We start from the raw sequence: 16,590 nt of genomic DNA on the forward strand, positions 1-16,590 counted from the left end.
GGCCGGCACGGGGCCGACCCTGAGAGCGATTATACGACGTCTATCGCTTTCAATGGCCTTTCAGTCTACGAAAAAACCACCTTCTAGCGTACCAGGTGCAGGAACTGCAGGTGGCGTTCGTACTGATCGAGCATGTCGTTGAGGATCTGCTCGCGGTTGTAGCCCACCAAGTCGTAGTCCTGGCTGCCCTCGGTGAGGTGCACCTCGGCGCGGTAGTAGCGACGGTTCTTCAGGTGCAGCCGGCCGATGCCGGCACGGGCGAAGGAGGGCGTGAAGTAGCCCTGCATGATCACCTGGTAGATGAAGGGGTGCTCCTCGCCGTGGCCGATGGTCAGCTGCAGGTTGGCATTGGTGGAATCGAACTGGGTTTCCACCACCAGTCCCTTCTCCCGCGAGACCTCGACCATCTCTTCCATGGCCGGCCGCACGAGGCTGTCCATGAAGCGGTACACCTCGTCCCGTGAGGGGAAGTACACCGCCTGGGACAGCCGCTGGCGCCAGCCGCCGTGGCGGGCCTTGCCGTTGGTCGCCACCGGTGCCAGGGAATGCAGTCGCGCGCGCTGGCGTTGGGATTCCAGGTGCAGTGCCTTGTGCAGGCCCCACATCATCAGCAGGACGACCACCGAGAAGGGCAGGGAGGTCAGCACCACCGCCGATTTGAGCGCATCCATGCTGCCGGCGAACAGCAGCCCGCCGGTGACCAGGGCCACCGCGGCGCCCCAGAACACCCGTAGCCATCTGGGCCCGTCTTCGTCCGCCTCGCCGCCCTTGGACGACAGGGTCGACAGCACCACGGTGCCGGAGTCGGCCGAGGTGACGAAGAAGACGAAACTCACCAGCACGGCGACGCTGATCACCACGCGGCTGGCCGGATAGGTTTCCAGCACCTGGTAGAAGACCATGGCGGGATCGGTGAGCGCCGTCTGTGCCAGGCCGGTCATGCCTTGGCCGAGGACCAGTTCCAGGGCGCTGTTGCCAAAGATCGACAGCCAGGCCAGGGTGAAGCCCAGCGGGATGAACAGGACGCCAAAGACGAATTCGCGGATGGTGCGGCCGCGCGAGATGCGGGCGATGAACAGCCCGACGAAGGGCGCCCAGGCGATCCACCAGGCCCAGTAGAACACCGTCCAGCCGCCGAGCCAGTCGGAGGGCTTGTCATAGGCATAGAGGTCGAAGCTCTTGCCCGGCAGCGCGGCGAGATAGTCGCCGATGTTCTGGATCAGGGTGTTGAGCAGATGTTGGGTAGGGCCGGCGAACAGCACGAACAGTAGCAGGGCGACCGCCAGCACCATGTTGATGTCGGACATGATCCGCACGCCCTTGTCCACGCCGGACACGGCCACGGCGATGGCGGCGCCCATCATCAGCACGATGAGCACCAGCTGTACCCAGTGGCTGTGGCTGATGCCGAACAGGTAGTCGAGCCCGGCGTTGAGGTGCAGCACCCCGAACCCAAGGTCGGCGCCCAGGCCAAAGATGGTGGCGATGATGCCGAAGGCGTCCACGGCATGCCCGATGGGACCGTTGATGCGCTTGCCGATCAGCGGATAGAGTGCCGAACGCAGGGCCAGGGGCAGATTGTGCCGGTAGGCGAAATAGGCCAGGGACATGGCCACCAGGGCGAAGACGCCCCAGCCATGCAGGCCCCAGTGCAGAAAGAGGATCTGCATGGCCTGGCGGGCCGCTGCCGAATTACCGCCTTCACCTGCCGGGGGCTGGGTGAAGTGGGTAAGGGGTTCGGACACGCAAAAGAAGAACAGGGTGATGCTGATGCCGGCGGCGAACAGCATGCCGGCCCAGGACAGGTAGCTGAACTCGGGTTGGTCGTGGTCGGCACCGAGCTTGATCTTGCCGTAGCCGGACAGGGCGGTGACCACCACGAACACCAGGTAGAGCGACATGGCGAGCAGGTAATACCAGCCGACCGTGTTGGCAGCCCAGGTCTGCGCCTGCAGCAACCAGACGCCCGCTTGATCGGGCCAGCCGATGACGACCAGGGAAAACAGCAGGATCACTGCCGCCGCGCAATAGAAGGCGGGGGGATTGAGCTTTACGGTGCCGGATGAGGGCGTCGCACTCATGGGGACTCCTTACGAGCTGCCAAAGGGGATGGGGTTCTTTTTTTATTGATCGTTCAAACAAGAAAGAATATCACAGCGGGTTCTTGAGGTGAACGCCCAGGTTCAGCGAAACGCTGGAAAAATACCGCTTAGAGGGGTTGCCACTGCCGGTGGTCGACTTTGGTCGAGACTGGGCCAAGCAGCCAGAACCGCGCCTGTTTGGCAAAGTCTGTTTGTTATGACACAAGCATCTTCCCTTCTCGGCGGCTATCGTCCTCTACTGTTACTGGTGGAGGATGAGCCGTTGCTGCGGGAACTGGCCACCGAAGCGCTCGAATCCCTGGTGGACCTGCAGGTGGTGGCCGTGTCCACCGCCGATGCGGCGCTGAGCTATCTGGAGCAGAACGGCGCTCGCATCGACGTGCTCTTCACCGATGTGCGCATGCCGGGCCGGCTGGATGGCGAAGCGCTGGCCCAACTCGTCTCCCAACGCTGGCCACATATTCCGGTAATCCTCACCTCGGGTGATCGCCTGACGGTCCCACGCGGCGCCGGCCGGACCCGTTTCATGCCCAAACCCTGGCACATCGACGACATGGCCAACTGCGTCAACGAGGCGCTGGGGCAAAGCCGGGTGGCGTGAAGGGTTAGCTGACTTTCCCCCAGTGTTTGAGCCATTCCACCTTTCAAGTTCCAGCAGCGAAGCCCTTTCGTGATCCTTCCGTGAATGATGCTGCGCCGTCATCCAGGCTACGGGTCGCACTTCTGTCAGAGCAGTCGCTCGATGCGCATGTAGGAGCGGCCCATGGCCGCGATGGATTCGGCGCTGTAGCACCAGTGTGGAGAGGATAGCGGGAGGGGAAGCTTGCCTATCGCCAGCGCCCGGCCTCTTCATGATCATTTCGGCTACTGACGGCATCGCGGCCATGGGCCGCTCCTATGGATACCTCAGGAGCGACCCAGGACCGCGATCCAGAGCAACCTAAGGTTGCCACTGCGGATCCCGGCCGCTCAGTTTGCGATCCAGGAAGAAGGCGGTGCTGATCAAGGCCAGGTGCGACAGGGCCTGGGGCACGTTGCCCAGGGGATAGCCGCGCTTGTCCAGCTCCTCGGCGTACAGGCCCAACGGGTTGGCATAGCCCAGCAGCTTCTCGAACTCCAGGTGGGCTTCGTCGACCCGGCCGGCGCGGGCCAGGCACTCGACGTACCAGAAGGCACAGGCGACGAAGGCGCCTTCCTCGCCCTTGAGGTTGTCCGCCGGGGTATCGACCGGGTTGTAGCGGCGGATCATGCCATCGTAGGCCAAGTTGGTCTTGATGGCGTCCAGGGTGGCCAGCCACATGGGATCGGTGGCGCTGACGAAGCGCACCAGGGGCATCAGCAGCAGGGCTGCGTCCAGGCTCTTGCCATGGCGCGTCGAGGTGAAGTGCCCCAGCTCGGCGTTCCAGAAGTTTTCCCAGATGTCTTCCTGGATGGCGGCGCGGGCGGCGTACCAGCGCTCGTAGGGCATGGGCAGCGAGCGCTTGACCGACAGCCGCATGGCGCGGTCGATGGCTACCCAGCACATCAGGCGCGAATGCAGGAAGTGCTCGGGATCGCCACGCATCTCCCAGATACCGGCATCCGGCTGATTCCAGTTCTCGCAGACGTGATCGATCATCCGCACCACGTCCTTCCAGCCGTGATGGGAGATGGCCTCGCCATATTTGTTGGACAGGTAGATGGCGTCCATCAGCTCGCCATAGATGTCCAGCTGGACCTGCTTGTAGGCCTCGTTGCCGATGCGCACCGGACTGGAATTGGCATAGCCCGTCAGGTGGTCCAGGGTTTCCTCGGGCAGATCCAGGCCACCGTCCAGGCGATACATGATCTGCAGCTTTTCCGGGGCGTTGTGGCTGTTTTCCACGCACTGACCCACCCAATGGGTGAAGTCCTTGGCCTCCTGGGTGTAGCCCAGACGCATGAAGGCGTAGACGGTAAAGGAGGCATCGCGGATCCAGGAGGCGCGGTAGTCCCAGTTGCGTTCGCCGCCCAGGGCCTCGGGCAGGCTGAAGGTCGCGGCCGCGGCGATGGAGCCGTGCTTGCAGGAGGTCAGCATCTTGAGCGCCAGGGCGGAGCGGGTGACCATCTCGCGCCAGCGCCCCTGGTAATGGCTCTTGGCGGCCCAGCGGGTCCAGTAGGAGTGAGTCTCCTCGAAGCAGAGATCGCTCTGCCCGGTGACGACCTTGTCGTCCTCTTCGCAGCCAAAGACGAAGTCCAGTTGCTGGCCCTGTTCCAGCTCGAATTCACCGTAGGCGATATTGCTCTCCACCTGCAGGGTGACGCTGGAAGCCAGGCGCAGGGTCGGCTGGCCGTCGGCTTCGAACAGGGCGCCGCCGTCCACCAGACGCGCCCGGGTCTGGGCCCGGGCGTAGTCGTGGGCCGGGGCGCAGACGAGGCGGAAACGGCAGCTTCCGGCCACCGCCTGCACGCGGCGCACGATGCGTGGCTTGGTGTCGTCGCTGCTGCACACCGGCATCAGGTCGGTGACCTCGGCAACGCCGTCCGCCGAAAGCCAGCGGGTCTGCAGGATGTTGGTGTCCGGCAGGTAGAGCTGTTGTTCACGGGCATCCTCCCAGACCGGCGCCAGGCTGAAGTAACCGGCCTTTTCCGAGTCGAGCAGGGAGGCGAACACCGAGGGACTGTCCAGATTCGGCCAGCAGAAGTGGTCGATGGTGCCGTCGGTGGCGACCAGGGCGCAGGTGCGCAGGTCGCCGATGACACCGTGGGCGCCGATACTGCGGCGGGCGTGCACGGAGGAGGAATCAGCCATTGTCTTCGAATCCCGGATAGAGGCACATGCCGCCGTCGACGAACAGGGTCGTCCCGACGATGTAGTCGGCCAGGTCGCTGGCCAGGAAAACCGCCACGTTGCCGATATCATCGACATGGCCGACCCGCTTGTAGGGGATCAGCCTGAGCAGCTCGCGCGCCTTGGCCTCGTCACCGGTCACCTCTTCGTTGATGGCGGTGGCGATGGCGCCCGGGGCGATGCTGTTGACGCGGATGCCCTCGGCGGCGACTTCCTGGGCCAGGCTGCGCATCAGCAGATTGACCCCACCCTTGGAGGCCGCGTAGTTGACGTGTCCAGCCCAGGGAATGACCTCGTGCACCGAACTCATGTGAATGATCTTGCCGAGGGCGCGGGAAATGTTCTCGTCACGGCCCTGCTTGCGGAACTGTCGGATCGCCGCCCGGGCGCAGAGAAACTGGCCGGTCAGGTTGGTGTTGATCACCGTGTTCCAGTCCTTGAGCGACATGTCGGCGACCGCCGCATCCTTTTGCAGGCCGGAATTGGCGACCAGGATGTCCAGCCGGCCGAAGGCTTCCAGGGTTTGGTCGAACAGGGCCTGGACCTCGGCCTCGTCGCCGACGTCACCGCCGACGGCGATGGCGCGACCGCCGGCATCCTCGATACGCTTGGCTAATTCCTCGGCCGGCTCGGCGCTGGAATGGTAGTTGATGGCGACGGCGGCACCGGCCTTGGCCAGGGCTTCGGCGACGGCGGCGCCGATCCCGGAGCTGCCACCGGTGACCAGGGCGACCTGACCGTTTAGGGAAAGCTGCATGTCCAGACTCCTGTGCGGGAAAAGGTGTCTGACTGCTGACCGTCACGCTTGCCGCTAGGTTCAGCCCGGGAGCGTTGCCGGATGTTCAGGTCTGGGCGGTGCGGAACAGACTCATACGGCGTTCCAGATCCTCGGCCAGTTCTGCCAGTTGACGGCTGGCTCCGGCGATCTGCTGCGAGCCACTGGCGGTTTCCAGAGTGGCCGAGTGGATACGGTTGATGTTCTCGTTGACCTCTTCGGCCACGGCGGTCTGCTGGGCGGCTGCGGTGGCGATCTGGGCATTCATGGCGTTGACCGAGCCAACGTCGGCCCGAATGGCCGCCAGGGCCGTGACCGCGCGCTGGGTCAGCTCGGCGGTCTCATGGGCCTGGCTGCGGCTTTCTTCCATCTGCGCGGAGGCGCGGCTGGCGCCTTCCTGCAGGGTGGCGATCATGCCGCGGATCTCGCGGGTCGACTCCTGGGTGCGGGTCGCCAGGTTACGTACCTCGTCGGCCACCACGGCGAAGCCGCGGCCCTGCTCACCGGCACGAGCGGCTTCGATGGCGGCATTCAGCGCCAGCAGATTGGTCTGCTCGGCGATACCGTTGATGACGGCGACGATGTTCTCGATGCTGGCACTGTCGCTGGACACCTGCTGCACGGTCACGCTGGCCTGCTCCAAGGCCTGCACCAGCTGGCCGATGGCCTGGCCGGAGCTGGCCACCAGCTGGTTGCCGGTGTCCACCTGGGTACTGGCATTGCCGGTGGCCTGGGCGGCCTGAGCAGCGTAGCCGGCGACCTCGCCGATGGTGGCGGCCAGTTCGGTGATCGCCGCCGCCATGTGCTGGGCCTGGTTGGACTGGACATCGGTGTGCCGCTGGTTGGTTTGCGCGGTGTTCTGCAACTGGGCGGCAGCCGCGGCGACCGAAGTGGCGGTGCTACGCACCTGGACGATGGTCTCGCCCAGGTGCGCCGTAGCGCTGCCCAGGGTGCCCATGACGCTGTCCGGGTGACGCGTGGCAGGACGGTCGTCCAGGCGGCCCTCGGCCAGCCGGCGGATGGCCGCGGCCACGGCGTGGGGCTCGCCGCCCAGGGTCGCACCCATCTGGCGAATGAGCAGAATGGAGACGGTCACGCTCAGCAGCAGGGCGATGGCGCAGGTCACCAGCATCAGCCAGCGGAAGCCGCCGGCGATGGTACGAACCTCGCCCAGATGGCCGCTGGCGATGGCTTCCTCGTGATCGATGAGCGCATTGATGCGCTTGAGCCACTCGACGTAGGCCGGCGAGACGCGGTCGAGCAGGAACACCCGGGCGCCTTCCAGATCACCGGCCTGACGCAGCTGCAGCAGGCGATCGGTCAAGGGCAGGGCGATGCCTTCGATCTCCTTGATGGCCGCGAGCAGGCGCTGCTCCTCGGGGGTGGCGCCTTGGCTGGCATAGAGCTGATCCATGGGGGCGGCGGACTGGCTATAGAAGGCCTTGAGGCGATCGATGTCGGCCAGGCGGTTCGCCAGGGGGGCGGCGTCGTGGATCAGCACCGTATCGCGGATGGCGATGGCGCGGTCGTGGACGCTGCCGCGGAAGTTGATGGCGTAGCGCTGCTTGACGCTGGCGCCCTGGCTGACGGCTGTCAGGGTGTCGTCGATGACGTTGACGCGCTGGACGCCGACCAGGGTGATCAGCAGCATCAGCACCAGGATGAGGCCGAAGCCCAGACTCAGGCGAGCGGCTATGGAAAGGGGGGTACGCATGGAAACCTCAAGACTCGATCGGTATGTGACATGGATCACATTTTGCGATTAAGGTTTGCGCGATAAATGTCCCCTGGGCCGAACGGTCGTTCAGGGCGGATGAACGACCGTGGCGGTGACGGGCGGCTCAGCTGTCGACGCGGGGCTCGTGCAGGCGATCGCGTTTGGCCAGACCCGGGAACAGCTTCATCCAGGCCCCGGTGATGACCAGGGTGCCGACGCCGCCCAGCACCACGGCGGGCACCGTGCCGAAGAAGTGCGCGGTGACCCCGGACTCGAATTCGCCGAGCTGATTGGAGGCGCCGATGAACAGGCCATTGACCGCGCTGACCCGGCCGCGCATGGCATCCGGGGTTTCCAGCTGGACGAAAGAGCTGCGGATCACCACGCTGACCATGTCGGCGGCACCCAGCACCACCAGGGTGCCCAGCGAGAACCACAGCGAGGTGGATAGCCCGAAGGCGATGGTGGCCACGCCGAACAGCGCCACCGAGCCGAACATGACGCGCCCGACGTGACGATTGAGGCTGACGTAGGCGAGCAGGAAGGACATGCCCAGGGCGCCCACCGCGGGTGCCGAGCGCAGCAGGCCGAGGCCCCAGGGCCCGGTGAGCAGGATGTCGGCGGCGAACACCGGGAGCAGAGCGGTGGCGCCGCCTAGCAACACGGCGAAGAGATCCAGGGAAATAGCGCCGAGCACGTCCGGGCGACTCTTGATGAAGCGGATGCCGGCCAGCAGGTTGTCCAGGGTCGGCTTTTCCTTCTGGCTGGGCGTCTGCCGTGCCGGCAGGCTCGACACCAGCAGGATGGCGATGCCATAGAAGAGCACGGCCGGGCCGTAGACCCAGGCAGCGCCCAGGGCATAGAGCAGGCCACCCAAGGCGGGCGCGATGATGGTGGCGCCCTGCATGGCCGAGGCCGCCGCGGCGATGGCGCGGGGAAAGATCGCCGGTGGCACGATGTTGGGCAGCAGCGCCTGGGTGGTCGGCTGCTCGAAGGCGCGGGCGGTGCCCAGGCAGAAGGCCAGGATGAAGATCAGTTCGCGGGTCACCGCCTGGTTCAGGCTGCCCACCAGCAGCACCAGGGCGATCAGCCCCTGGCCGGTCTGGCAGAGGGCCGCGACCCGGCGGCGATCGTAGCGATCGGCGACATGGCCGGTGTGCAGCATGAACAGCACTCGCGGCAGGAACTCCACCAGGCCCACCAGCCCCAGGTCGAGTACGTTGCCGGTGAGGGAATAGAGGTGCCAGCCGATGGCCACGGTTAGCATCTGGAAGCTGCCGGCAGTACAGACGCGGGCGAACCAGAAGGCGACGAAGGGACGATGGTGACGCAGCTGCAGGGTATCGCCGGACATGGCTGGGGCTCGCGGGGGCAGAGGCGGCATCTTAAGCCACCTGGAGACTAATCGTCAGACAACCTGGCGGGGTGGTTCAGGCGTTCGTGAAAAATGGGCGAGCGATTTTCTGCGGTTCGGTGCTCCGCTGGCGAGGCCAGGCGCCGCGGCGGCTCATGGCAGGGCTATGGTGAGGAGTGGCAATGCCGCCGCTGCGGACGAAAAAGCCCCGCTGCAATGACGCGGTCGACGGCTCAAACAGCGCACCTGGGGTGCGACAGCCTGCCCAGTGCGACATCGAACCGCGTAAGCAAATGTATCCAAGAGGTCTACTCTAAAGCCTGACGTTGATCCACGTCAGTTTCCGGGCACGCCTGATCGGCTAGCCGCGCCACCTTTTTAGCGTCCCGCTAGAACCGCTGGCGATGCCTGGGGCTCGAACCTCGGTCAGCGTCATCTCGACCGGCTGCCCTCGACAGCCGGCGTGCCTGAGAGGAATAGCTATGTTCGGCCTCGAAGCCCTGGATCTCGCCCGGATCCAGTTCGCCTTCACCGTGTCCTTCCACATCGTCTTCCCGGCGCTGTCCATCGGTACCGCGAGCTTTCTCGCCGTGCTCGAAGGGCTCTGGCTGAAGACCGACAACCACGTCTACAAGGATCTGTATCACTTCTGGCTGAAGATCTTCGCGATCTTCTTCGGCATGGGCGTGGTGTCCGGTCTGGTGATGGCCTATGAGTTCGGCACCAACTGGAGCGGTTTCGCCGACTATGCCGGCGCCGTGACCGGTCCGCTGCTGACCTACGAGGTGCTCACCGCGTTCTTCATCGAGGCCGGCTTCCTTGGCGTCATGCTGTTCGGCTGGAATCGCGTGGGCCGCGGCCTGCACTTCTTCTCGACGGTCATGGTCGCCATCGGCACCCTGATGTCGACCTTCTGGATCCTGTCGTCCAACAGCTGGATGCACACCCCGAGCGGCTACGAGATCGTCGACGGGCGCATCGTCCCGGTGGACTGGCTGGCGGTGATCTTCAACCCGTCGTTTCCCTTCCGCTGGGCGCACATGACCATCGCCGCCTACCTGTCGGTGGCCTTCCTGGTCGGCGCCTCGGCGGCCTGGCACCTGCTGCGCGGCAACGACAACCCGGCCGTGCGCAAGATGTTTTCCATGGCCATGTGGATGGCCCTGCTGGTGGCGCCCATCCAGGCCTTCGTCGGCGACGCCCACGGCCTCAACACCCTGGAGCACCAGCCGGCCAAGATCGCCGCGATGGAAGGCCACTGGGAGAATCCCCCCGGCGAGGCGACCCCGCTGATCCTGTTCGGCTGGCCGGACATGGAGCGCGAGGAAACCCGCTTCAAGCTGGAGATCCCGGTACTGGGCAGCCTGATCCTCAAGCACAGCCTCACCGAGCCGATCCCGGCGCTCAAGGACTTCCCCAAGGAAGACCGGCCGCCGGCCTATGTGGTGTTCTGGTCGTTCCGCATCATGGTCGCCCTGGGCATGCTGATGATCGCCGCTGGCCTGTGGAGCGCCTGGCTGCGCTGGCGCGGCAAGCTGTTCGAGACCCGCGGCTTCCTGCGCCTGGTCACCTGCATGGGCCCGGTCGGCCTCATCGCCCTGTTGGCCGGCTGGTTCACCACCGAAGTGGGCCGCCAGCCGTGGATCGTCTACGGCCTGTTGCGCACCAAGGACGGGGTGTCCAACCACAGCGTCACCCAGCTGAGCATCACCCTGGTGGCCTTCGTGGTGGTCTACTTCGCCGTGTTCGGCATCGGTACCCTCTATGCCCTGCGCATGATCGGCAAGGGTCCGCACACCGGTGAAGGCGACCTGCCCACCTCCGGCGGCCCGGGCACCGATCGCCATCCCAAGCGTCCGCTGTCCGGCGCCGATGGCGGCCTGGAAGAAGAAAACCCCACCGACCAGCTGACCGGAGACCGCACATGAACGGCATCCCTGGCATCGACCTCCCGCTGATCTGGGCGATCATCATCATCTTCGGCCTCATGATGTACGTGGTCATGGATGGCTTCGACCTGGGCATCGGCATCCTCTTTCCCTTCGTCAAGGGCAAGGAAGACCGCGACGTCATGATGAACACCGTGGCGCCCATCTGGGACGGCAACGAGACCTGGCTGGTGCTGGGCGGGGCGGGGCTCTATGGCGCCTTCCCGCTGGCCTACTCGGTGATCCTGCCGGCGTTGTACCTGCCGCTGATCTTCATGTTGATCGGCCTGATCTTCCGCGGCGTGGCCTTCGAGTTCCGCTTCAAGGTCCAGGAAGGCAAGGAAGCCCTGTGGGACAAGTCCTTCATCTTCGGCTCGCTGCTGGCCAGCTTCTGCCAGGGCGTGGCCCTGGGTGCCTTCATCGAAGGCTTCCCGGTGGAGAATCGCCAGTACGTCGGCGGGCCGCTGGATTGGCTGACGCCCTTCTCGATGTTCTGCGGCCTGGGCGTGATCGTCGCCTATGCCCTCCTGGGCAGCACCTGGCTGATCATGAAGACCGAAGGCCCGCTGCAGGCCACCATGCGCCGCCTGACCAAGCCATTGCTGTTCCTGCTGCTGGCCTTCACCGCGGTGGTGAGCATCTGGACGCCGCTGAGCCAGGCGGCCATCTCCGCCCGCTGGTTCAGCATGCCCAACCTGATCTGGTTCCTGCCGGTGCCGATCCTGGTGGCCGTGGTGACCCTGGCCCTGCTGCGCGCCATTCTGCGCGAGGACTCGCACCATGCGCCCTTCCTGCTCACCCTGGCGCTGATCTTTCTCGGCTACAGTGGCCTGGGCATCAGCCTCTGGCCGAACATCATCCCGCCGGCAGTTTCCATCTGGGAGGCGTCGTCGCCGCCGCAGAGCCAGCTGTTCCTGCTCATCGGCACCCTGTTCATCATTCCCATTACCCTGATGTACACCTTCTGGGGCTACTACGTGTTCCGTGGCAAGGTCCGGACGGGGGAGGGCTATCACTGATGGTCGGCCGCTCGCGCGAACCCAATCCCGCGGACAACAAGCCGCTCTGGCAGCGGCTGGCCTGGATGGCCGCCATCTGGGCCTGCAGTCTGGTGGCCCTGGGCGTGGTGGCCTGGGTGCTGAGATTGGTGCTGACGGCGGCGGGGCTCAAGTCGCACTGACCCTTCCGTGTGTTGGTGGATGAGGCTGCGCCGTCATCCACCCTACGCGAGGTGCGATCCTGTGCTGGAAAGCTACCCTTTACGCCAGACGCCCCCTCTCCCGCTTGCGGGGGAGGGTTGGGGTAGGGGGTGGCTCAACCTGCCGAGCTGATTTGCGGTGTGCTCGGTAGGCTTTTGTTCCGCCCTCGCCGGGCGGGTTACTTTTTTCAGTCGCAAAAAAATTAACCAAAAACGCTCGCCCCGACTGGCCGGTCCTGCGCCTTGTGCAGGATGCCCTCACGTCAGCGTCGCTCCAGCGGGCCGGGGCCGAAGGGCCGTCCTGGCCCTCGGCCCCTTTCGCGGCATCCATGCCGCTCACCCGCTTCCGCGACACTGCCGTTCGGCCGGCCAGACGGGGCACTGGGGTGCCGGCTGACACTTCGAGTTATTCGGTCTGTGTTGGCCCGTCGTAGTACGTCTTCTTGGCACTATTGCTTAATGCCATACCGAAAAACGCGAAGAGCTGACCAGTTTTCAAAGGGACCTTCAGCCGGCACCCAGCGCCCTGTTCAGTAGGCCGAGCACAGCCGTTCTGTAGGTGGGTGAGCGGCAAGGATGCCGCGAAAGGCGTCGAGGGCCAGGACGGCCCTTCGACGACGGCCCGCCGGAAGGACGGCGGAGCGAGGGAACGCGGCGCGTAGCGCCGGGCCGGATGACCAGGGCAAGCGTTTTTGGTTACTTTTGCCGCGTCTGGCAAAAGTGACCCGCCCGGCGGGGGCGGAATAAGAAGCTTCCTAATACACCGAGAGTCAGCTTGGCGAGAGCCCCCCACCCCAGCCTTCCCCCACAAGCGGGAGGGGGGGCGGTCTAGTGTGGAGGAGGCATCCGGCGTACAGGGACCATCAGCACAGGGAATCCACTGGTTCCGCGAATCAGCCAAACTCCCCAAACCTACAACTTTTCCCAGTTATCCCCCTGCCACCCGCCCGCTAGCCTGACCCCGTTCCCATCCAGACGAGGAAGGCATCCATGCAGGTTCGAGAAGGCTACGCCGATTTCCAAGACCACCAGACCTGGTACCGGGTCACCGGCGACCTGGCCAGCGGGCGGCTGCCGCTGGTAGTGGCTCATGGCGGTCCCGGTTGCACCCATGACTATGTCGACAGCTTCAAGGATCTGGCCGAGCACGGCTGGCCGGTGGTGCATTACGACCAATTGGGCAATGGCCGTTCCACCCACCTGCGCGGCATCGATCCGGGGTTCTGGACGGTGGCGTTGTTTCTCGACGAATTGAACAACCTGCTGCGCCACCTGGGCATCGTCGAGTACGTGCTGCTTGGTCAGTCCTGGGGCGGGATGCTGGCTGCCGAGCATGGGGTACGCCAGCCAGTAGGGCTGAGGGGACTGATCATCGCCAATTCGCCGGCTTCCATGGCGCTCTGGCGCGCGGCGGCGGCTGGACTGCGGGCTGAGTTGCCAGCCGAGGTGCAGGCCACCCTGGAGCGCCACGAGGCGGCCGGTACCACCGCCTCACCGGAGTACCGCGCCGCCAGCGAGGTCTTCTATGCCCGCCACGTCTGCCGGGTACAGCCCCTGCCGGCCGAGGTGGCGCGTACCTTCGCCGCCATCGACGCCGACCCCACCGTCTATCACGCCATGAATGGCCCGACCGAATTCCATGTGATCGGCAGTCTCAGGGACTGGAGCGTGATCGAGCGGCTGGAGCGGATCCGGGTGCCGACATTGCTGATCTCCGGCCGCCATGACGAGGCGACGCCGGCCTGCGTGGAGCCCTTCGAGCGGCTCATACCGGACGTGCGCTGGCGCATTTTCGAAGACTCCAGCCACATGCCCCATGTGGAAGAGCGCGAGGCCTGCATGGCCCTGGTGGCAGACTTTCTCGCCGAGGTGGAGCGCGGCTAGGCGTCCGCGTCCAGGGCCGCAGCGATCTCGTCGATACGGGTCTGGCGGTCGTCGGCCTGCAGGCGCGGACGCGGATTGAGCGCCGACCATTCCGGGTGGGCCCGCGCCACCTGCACGGCGGCGGGCAGCTTGCCCTCGCGCCAGCGCTGCTCGTCAGGCGCGGCCACTTCGATGGCGCCCTGGGCGGCGTGGCCGCGGATTTCCAGCGCCGCCAGCAGCTGACGCTGCCGTAGCGCCAGCAGGCGCAGCACGGCATCGTCGATGGACAGCTCCCGCCCGCCGCGCAACTTGCCGAACAGCCGCCGGCCGTAGTGGCCGCCGGTCTGCGCCAGGCCACCGGCCAGGGCACCCAGCACCGTGGCGGCGCCCAGGGTCAGGCCACCGGCGAGCAGGTCGAGCCCGACCCCCGCCGCGGCGCCGGCCGCCACGCCGCCGCCCAGGCGAATGCCCAGCAGGCGCAGGGTTTCCGGATTGAACAGGTCATCGCCCCAGCGCCCGTCCAGCAGCGGCAGGTCGCTGGCATGGGCATCGCCCGGGCGAAAGCCGAACAACCGCAAGAGTTCTTCCACACAACGTTGTTCGCGGCTGCGCAGGGCATCGCGCAACTCGGCGGTCGCGGTGCTCACCTCGGCTTCGCCGGGCGCCACGCTGCGCCGCGCGGCGGCGGCGTCCACCAGCAGTTCGGCGATCAGGCGCACGCCCTGCTGATGGCGGCGCCGGGCCTGTTCGGCATGGTCGGCGATCAGCCGTTGCAGCGCTGGGCGGCCGCTTTCCAGCAGGGTCGCCAGGCTTTCGTAGAGACGGGCCTCGCCGTCTGCCGGCGGCGCGACGCTGTCAAAGCGCACCAGGGCATGCAGGCCGAGGCGGGCCAGGGTCGCGCGCCAGTCGTCGGCGCGGTGGCCCTCGGCGGCGACGAAATTGAGTACCGGCACCAGCGGCCGGCCGCAGCCGGCCAGCACCGCCAGCTCGTCGCGGTACTTGGCCAGCACCGGCTCGCGGGCGTCGATCACATAGAGACCGGCATCGGAAGCGCGCAACTGGCGGATCACCTTGGCTTCCTGCTCGAAACGCTGGCGAGCTTCCACGCTGTCGAGAAAGCGCTCGAGCAGGGTGGCGGCGTCCAGGCGTTCGCCGGGGCGCTCCAATTGCTCCAGATAGTCGCGCAGGGCGATGGCGTCTTCCAGGCCGGGCGTGTCGTAGAGCTCCAGCAGGGCCTCGCCATCCACCGACAGCCGCGCGCCCTCGACGTGACGGGTGGTGCTGGGGCGATGGGAGACCTCGCCGAAGTCGACGTCGCGGGTCAGGGTGCGCAGTAGCGAGGTCTTGCCGACATTGGTGTGGCCAACCAGCGCCAGGCGCAGGGGGCCGCTCATGGATTCGTCTCCAGCCAGGCCAATTCTGTTTGATCGCCTTCGCAGTGTGCCAGATGCAGGGCGTCCAGTGCCTGGCGCCAGTCATCCAGGCGGATCGGATCGAGCTTGCTACCCAGGGGTGCGGGCAGCAGCCAGATGCGGGTCGCCGTGGCGCAGCGCGACAGTTCTGCCAGCAGCGTCAGGGTACCGCGATCCGGTGAGCGGCGGGGATCGCAGGCGATCAGCAGGCGGCGGGCCGGATAGCGGGTCAGCTGTTCGAGCAGGTGCCGGCGCCCCTGACCGTCGTCGAGGACGCCGGCGTCTCGCACGCCCTCGGGCAGCGGCGGCGGCCAGATATGGTCGCTGAGCTCGATGCCTACCAGCAGCGCCTCGTCGCCGGTACGGGTAAGACCACCGGCGTCCTGCTGGGGCAGGTGCGCGGGGGCGGCGTCGTTCACGCCCAGGCGTTCGCTGGTGGGCAGCAGGCGTTCACGCAGTTGCAGATAGCCAGGGCGCTCCACGTCCAGGCGCAGCCGCTGGCGGCCGCGCTGCCAGCGCCACAGGCAGAGCAGGGTCAGCAGCAGGCGTGGCAGCAGGCCATAGACCAGCACCACCCCGAGCAGCCAGCCAGCCCAGGCCTGGCGTGCAGCGGCCAGGGGGCTGGCCGCATCGCCACTGGCGGCGATGCTGGCCGGATCGGGCAGGGGAAAGCCCAGCAGGTGGGGCAGGGCGCCCAGCACCTGGGTCAGGAGCACGAAGGTGTCACTGCCGAGCAGGGTGGTCTCCCAGACGAACAGGTAGCTGCGTCCGGAGAGCAGCGCCAGCAAGGTCGCCAGGGCACTGCCGAGGATCAGCAGCCAGAGGCCATGGACCAGGCCGCCCAGGGCCCAGGGCAGCAGGCGGGCGCGGCCGAGCAGGCCGACCAGTGCCGGCCCCAGGTGCAGGGCCCGGGCATCGCGCGCCAGGCGACCGGATAGCCACAGCCAGAGCCGCGCCAGCGGCGAGGCCAGCTGCCGTCCGCCCCCCAGCAGGCCAAGGGCCCAGACCGCGAGGCTCAGCAGATTGAGACCGAGCAGACTGCCCAGCGCCCAGAACACATTGACCGGGCGACTGCCGTCACCCAGGGCGCCAGCGGCGAGGCCGGCGCCACAGAACAGCGCCACGATGCCGAGCAGCCAGGCGGCCAGCACCGCGCCCTGGCGCCAACGGCGCCGCGCGGCCAGCAGACCGTCACGCTGGCCGAGCAGCCGGGCGCGGGTCACCAGGCGCGTCTCGAAGGCACCACCGGCCGCTCGTGCCTGGCGATTGGCCTCGGCGTCTTCCAGGGGGCCGCTGTCTTCCTCGGTCAGGCGCAGGGCTTCGGTCAGCCAGAGATCTTCGAAGGCGGGAGAAGGGGGTGCGGTCACGCGGGGACGCCCTTGCGGCAAAAACGCCGAGGACAGTCCCTGGCGTCCCTGCTGTTAACGCCTCT

Annotated in this window: 12 protein-coding genes and 1 pseudogene; 5 read left to right on the plus strand and 8 right to left on the minus strand. The window is 66.5% G+C overall.

Translation table 11 applies throughout. The annotated features are described in order from the left end of the window. Positions 1–83 precede the first annotated feature (83 nt). A complete protein-coding gene (gene betT, locus ACUCV0_RS22435; protein WP_059313790.1) occupies positions 84–2,081 on the minus strand; it encodes a choline BCCT transporter BetT in 1,998 nt (665 codons plus the stop codon). A gap of 217 nt (positions 2,082–2,298) precedes the next feature. Between betT and ACUCV0_RS22440 the strand changes: the two genes are divergently transcribed. Further along, complete coding sequence (locus tag ACUCV0_RS22440) at positions 2,299–2,703, plus strand: response regulator (RefSeq protein WP_237140569.1); 405 nt, start codon at positions 2,299–2,301, stop codon at positions 2,701–2,703. A 339-nt stretch (positions 2,704–3,042) separates the two neighbouring features. Here the strand turns inward: ACUCV0_RS22440 and ACUCV0_RS22445 are convergent, their stop codons facing one another. The 5 genes and pseudogenes from ACUCV0_RS22445 to ACUCV0_RS22465 all read right to left on the minus strand — a co-directional run bounded on the left by ACUCV0_RS22445 (position 3,043) and on the right by ACUCV0_RS22465 (position 8,757). Next, positions 3,043–4,872, minus strand: a complete 1,830-nt coding sequence (locus ACUCV0_RS22445) for a glycoside hydrolase family 15 protein (RefSeq protein WP_323149459.1) — start codon at positions 4,870–4,872, stop codon at positions 3,043–3,045. Then, positions 4,865–5,668 carry a glucose 1-dehydrogenase gene (locus ACUCV0_RS22450; RefSeq protein ID WP_454252507.1) on the minus strand — a complete coding sequence of 268 codons (804 nt, stop codon included), beginning with the start codon at positions 5,666–5,668 and terminating at the stop codon, positions 4,865–4,867. Before ACUCV0_RS22450 ends, ACUCV0_RS22445 begins: the two co-directional genes overlap by 8 nt. Positions 5,669–5,753: 85 nt before the next feature. Then, the gene (locus ACUCV0_RS22455; RefSeq protein WP_482213797.1) at positions 5,754–6,818 is read right to left on the minus strand and encodes a methyl-accepting chemotaxis protein; all 1,065 of its coding nucleotides are present in this window, start codon (positions 6,816–6,818) and stop codon (positions 5,754–5,756) included. Positions 6,819–6,881: 63 nt separating this feature from the next. Further along, positions 6,882–7,400 (minus strand): annotated as a pseudogene (locus ACUCV0_RS22460) (MCP four helix bundle domain-containing protein); the annotation flags it as partial. 127 nt (positions 7,401–7,527) lie between these two features. After that, a complete protein-coding gene (locus tag ACUCV0_RS22465) occupies positions 7,528–8,757 on the minus strand; it encodes an MFS transporter (protein WP_271655904.1) in 1,230 nt (409 codons plus the stop codon). 482 nt (positions 8,758–9,239) lie between these two features. On the opposite strand from ACUCV0_RS22465, the gene ACUCV0_RS22470 reads away from it, so the two are divergent. From ACUCV0_RS22470 to ACUCV0_RS22485, 4 genes are all read left to right on the plus strand, one after another. Beyond that, a complete protein-coding gene (locus tag ACUCV0_RS22470) occupies positions 9,240–10,685 on the plus strand; it encodes a cytochrome ubiquinol oxidase subunit I (RefSeq protein ID WP_059313795.1) in 1,446 nt (481 codons plus the stop codon). Further along, positions 10,682–11,704: a cytochrome d ubiquinol oxidase subunit II gene (gene cydB, locus ACUCV0_RS22475; RefSeq protein ID WP_482213780.1), complete on the plus strand. Its 1,023-nt coding sequence runs from the start codon at positions 10,682–10,684 to the stop codon at positions 11,702–11,704. Before ACUCV0_RS22470 ends, cydB begins: the two co-directional genes overlap by 4 nt. Then, entirely contained in the window at positions 11,704–11,865 is a 162-nt protein-coding gene (locus tag ACUCV0_RS22480) for a DUF2474 domain-containing protein (protein ID WP_160923579.1), read from the plus strand. Before cydB ends, ACUCV0_RS22480 begins: the two co-directional genes overlap by 1 nt. A 1,008-nt stretch (positions 11,866–12,873) precedes the next feature. Next, positions 12,874–13,767, plus strand: a complete 894-nt coding sequence (locus tag ACUCV0_RS22485; protein WP_482213781.1) for a proline iminopeptidase-family hydrolase — start codon at positions 12,874–12,876, stop codon at positions 13,765–13,767. On the opposite strand, the gene ACUCV0_RS22490 is transcribed toward ACUCV0_RS22485, so the two are convergent. Further along, positions 13,764–15,140, minus strand: coding sequence for a GTPase/DUF3482 domain-containing protein (locus tag ACUCV0_RS22490; protein ID WP_059313798.1), 1,377 nt, complete (start codon positions 15,138–15,140; stop codon positions 13,764–13,766). The two genes, ACUCV0_RS22485 and ACUCV0_RS22490, sit on opposite strands and share 4 nt — an antisense overlap. Then, on the minus strand, positions 15,137–16,525 hold the full coding sequence (locus ACUCV0_RS22495; RefSeq protein WP_482213782.1) for a DUF2868 domain-containing protein: 1,389 nt from the start codon (positions 16,523–16,525) through the stop codon (positions 15,137–15,139). The genes ACUCV0_RS22490 and ACUCV0_RS22495 overlap by 4 nt, the downstream gene beginning before the upstream one ends. Positions 16,526–16,590 lie beyond the last annotated feature (65 nt).

This window comes from Pseudomonas sp. VMV1 (assembly GCF_056790235.1).